Origin of the sequence: Emticicia sp. (assembly GCF_049241225.1) — a bacterium.
Lineage (GTDB): Bacteria > Bacteroidota > Bacteroidia > Cytophagales > Spirosomataceae > Emticicia.
The window spans coordinates 1-3,894 of sequence record NZ_JBMLRC010000455.1 but is presented as its reverse complement, the minus strand read 5'-3'; the positions used below and the strand labels follow the sequence as shown (position 1 = coordinate 3,894).

At 39.3% G+C, this 3,894-nt stretch carries 3 protein-coding genes; 1 reads left to right on the top strand and 2 read right to left on the bottom strand.

From position 1 onward, the window contains the following. Nucleotides 1–25 precede the first annotated feature (25 nt). Together ACOVO2_RS23310 and ACOVO2_RS23305 are read right to left on the bottom strand one after the other, a co-directional pair. A complete protein-coding gene (locus ACOVO2_RS23310; RefSeq protein WP_421772279.1) occupies nucleotides 26–529 on the bottom strand; it encodes a hypothetical protein in 504 nt (167 codons plus the stop codon). Between the two features lie 54 nt (nucleotides 530–583). After that, nucleotides 584–1,558, bottom strand: coding sequence for a KpsF/GutQ family sugar-phosphate isomerase (locus tag ACOVO2_RS23305; RefSeq protein ID WP_421772278.1), 975 nt, complete (start codon nucleotides 1,556–1,558; stop codon nucleotides 584–586). Between the two features lie 231 nt (nucleotides 1,559–1,789). On the opposite strand from ACOVO2_RS23305, the gene ACOVO2_RS23300 reads away from it, so the two are divergent. Then, on the top strand, nucleotides 1,790–3,894 hold a 2,105-nt coding region (locus ACOVO2_RS23300; RefSeq protein WP_421772277.1), incomplete at its 3' end, for a RecQ family ATP-dependent DNA helicase.

Here is a 3,894-nt window from a genome sequence, read left to right as displayed (position 1 = left end):
TTAATGCGAAGCTATTACTGAGTAATCAGACTTCTTTCAAATCCTCAACCTCTACACGCCCACCAGCGTGCGAAAAGCTAAGTTTTCGTGCATCATTGCTCTGCGATTGCTGCACGCCTGTGAGTAAATATCCTTTCGTATCGTATTTTTTGAGGCCATTCTCATCAGTAATTTCCAAAATATCTTCAGTTTGATAATAGGCATAACTTATGCCATTTTGGCTTCCTTTAATAGACGCAAATCGCCTTGAACCAACCGCTGGCTGAATCGGCACAAAAGTTTCGTTTTCAGTCTCGACTGGCAGCTCAACTAAGACTCTACAAAGTTTATCAACTTTAGCTTTTAGCTCGTTATTAAACATATCGCCTACCATCACCATTCCTCCAGCTTGCCATTGACCCATGCCACCTAATTCGGCAATATTAAATTGTACTTGTCGGCCGGCGTTTCTTTGTAAACCTTCTAAAAGTTGACTAACGGTGCTTTCTTGTACCTTAAACTCTTGTGCTATTGCTGCTAAAGTTTTCATTTTTTCTTTGATTTTAGTTAATGTGAATGCTTTACAATAGCAACATGCAAAAAATCATGCCAGCCCTTCTTTCAACAAATCGTGTAAATGCACAAAACCCAATAGTTTTTTCTCTTCTACAACCACTAACTGTGTAATGCTTTTTTCTTGCATAATTGCCAACGCACTGGCGGCATATTCTTCGGGTGAAATCACCTTTGGCGTGGCATTCATGATGTCTTTTGCTTGTAATGTTGAAAAATCCTTTTGTTTATTCAACATCCTTCTTAAATCACCATCGGTTACGATTCCCAGTAGTTCATCATTATCACCCACAACGGCCGTTGCTCCCAGACGTTTTGAGGTCATTTCAATGATAACCGTCTGAATATCAGCATTTGGCAAAACTTTTGGCACGGCATTGTGCGGAAAAATATCTCTTACTTTCAGATACAGTTTTTTTCCCAAACTACCACCAGGGTGATATTTAGCAAAATCTCTACTCGTAAAATCACGGGCTTCCAAAAGGCACATTGCCAGTGCATCGCCCAAAGCCAAAGCAACAGTTGTAGAAGTAGTTGGAGCCAAATTAAGCGGACAAGCCTCCCGCTCGACGTGGGCATTCAATACAAAATCGGCATTTTTTGCCAAATATGAGCCCACATTGCTCACCATTGCTATTAATTGATTGCCGTAGCGTTTGAGTAAAGGTACTAAAACCTTTATTTCGGGAGTATCGCCACTTTTTGAGATACAAAGCACGATGTCGTCGTCTTGAATCATACCCAAATCGCCATGAATGGCATCGGCGGCGTGCATAAATATGGCAGGCGTACCCGTCGAATTCATGGTGGCTACAATTTTTTGTCCAATAATTGCACTTTTTCCTATACCAGTTATAATTAATCTACCCTTCGAATAAAGAATAGCTTCGACACAGGCCTCAAAGTCATCGTTAATATAACTTTTCAAAGAAAGAATTGCCTCGGCTTCATCTTGCAAAACTTTTTTAGCAACGCTTTGTATTTTTTTTTCTAACTTCGTATTCACTTTATTAATCCTTGATTTGACGACAAAAGTACTTGATGTTTGGTCAGTGTACAAAATAAAGTTCAGACAAAAGGTATTTGTTTGAAAAATCTAATTGATTAAATTTGGTTGAAAACAGTAAACTTAATTACGCCCAATACGTGTAAAATAATTCTATATAAAATCAAAAATAGTATTAACTTAGCGTAATTACTCACCTATTATAATTTTCCGTACAGCAACATTGCATTTATGGTAGACGCAGCGATACAACAGACCTTAAAAGAAAAACTCAAAGAAATCTTCGGCTTTGATGCCTTCCGAGGTGAGCAAGAGTCCATTATCAATAATATTGTTAGTGGCAATAACACCTTTGTGATAATGCCAACAGGGGCAGGAAAATCTCTTTGCTATCAATTACCAGCAATGGTATTAGATGGCACAGCAATTGTGATTTCACCGCTAATTGCACTCATGAAAAACCAAGTTGACCAAATGACAGCATTTGGTATCAACGCACAGTTTTTGAACTCAACCCTCAATAAGTCAGAAATGACTCGTGTGAAAAACGATGTGTTGAGCGGAGATTGCCGATTACTCTACATTGCCCCTGAGTCACTTACAAAAGAAGATAACCTTACTTTTTTAAAGAAGGCAAAATTATCATTTATTGCAGTTGATGAAGCTCACTGTATTTCGGAGTGGGGACACGATTTCCGTCCAGAGTACCGCCGTATCAGAGGAATTATTGATGATATTGATGCAAAACTTCCAATTATTGCTCTTACCGCAACAGCAACTCCGAAAGTACAGCAAGATATTCAGAAAAACCTCAACATGGAGGAGTCTCATATCTTCAAATCTTCGTTCAATCGTAAGAATCTCTACTATGAAATCAGACCGAAGATTGACTCTAAGAAACAGCTCATTAAGTATATAGCCAACAATAAAGGTAAGTCAGGAATTATTTACTGTTTAAGCCGCAAAAAGGTAGAGGAAATTGCCAGCTTGCTAACAGTAAATGGCATAAAAGCATTGCCTTATCATGCAGGATTAGATTCTGATACTCGCATGAAAAATCAAGATGCTTTCTTGAACGAAGAATGCGATGTAATCGTGGCTACGATTGCCTTTGGTATGGGTATCGATAAACCCGATGTAAGATTTGTGATTCACTACGACGCACCAAAATCGCTTGAAGGCTATTACCAAGAAACAGGGCGTGCAGGACGCGACGGCTTAGAAGGTAACTGTTTGATGTTCTACGCCTACGATGACATTCTGAAACTCGAAAAATTCAATAAAGATAAAACCGTAACCGAACGAGATAATGCCCGTGCATTGCTCATGGAGATGGTGGCCTACTCGAATTTAGGTATTTGTCGCCGCCGCCAATTATTAAGCTATTTCGGTGAATATTCTGAAAAAGACTGCGGTTTCTGCGATAACTGTATCAAGCCAACCAAAAAAATCAAGATTGAAGATGAAGCCGTTTTGGGTTTAAAAGCAGTGCTTCAATCAGGTGAAAGATTTGATATTCAGCACATTGCTGATATCCTTACGGCCAATACATCAAATGCCTACATTCGTAGCCACGAACACGACAAACTGGAAGTTTATGGCAAAGGAAAAGGAATGTTTGTGGCTCATGATGAAGACGACGATGATGATGACGAAGATGAGGAAGATGAAGTAGAATTGGAAGTATCGGATGATGACGATGATGAAGAAGAAGTAAAACCAGTTGCAGCCAAATCACCGAAGCCAAGTAAGAAAGCCGAAAAGGCTTCTAAAAAATCGGATAATAAACGTACATCAAACGATTATTGGGTTTCGGTTCTACGCCAAATGATGGTACTGGGCTTTATCGAAAAAGATATTGAGAATGCCTACGGAGTAGTAAAATTGACCGAAAAAGGGAAGAAGTTTATCGAGGACTCGCACCCAATCACAATTTCGGAAGACCACAACTACGAAAACACCGAAAGCAGTGACGACGACGATATTTCAACTAACAATAATTCATCGGGTGGCGGAGCATTTGATGCCGCTCTATTCGAGTTATTGAAGGCACTTCGTAAGAAAATCGCTAAAGAAAAGAATGTACCACCGTATGTAGTATTCCAAGACCCTTCGCTCGAAGAAATGGCCACTACGTATCCGACAACTCAACAAGATTTGGCTCAAATCAATGGTGTAGGAATCGGAAAAGTACAAAAATTCGGTAAGCCATTCCTCGACCTCATCACTAAATACGTTGATGATAACGACATCGAAACTACGCAAGATTTAGTCGTAAAATCGGCCGTAAATAAATCAAAGATTAAGATTTATATCATTCAGCAAATCGACCGTAA

What these genes read in the sequence shown, in the direction of transcription:
- ACOVO2_RS23310 (WP_421772279.1), bottom strand. Translation starts at nt 529, where the DNA reads ATGAAAACTTTAGCAGCAATAGCACAAGAGTTTAAGGTACAAGAAAGC.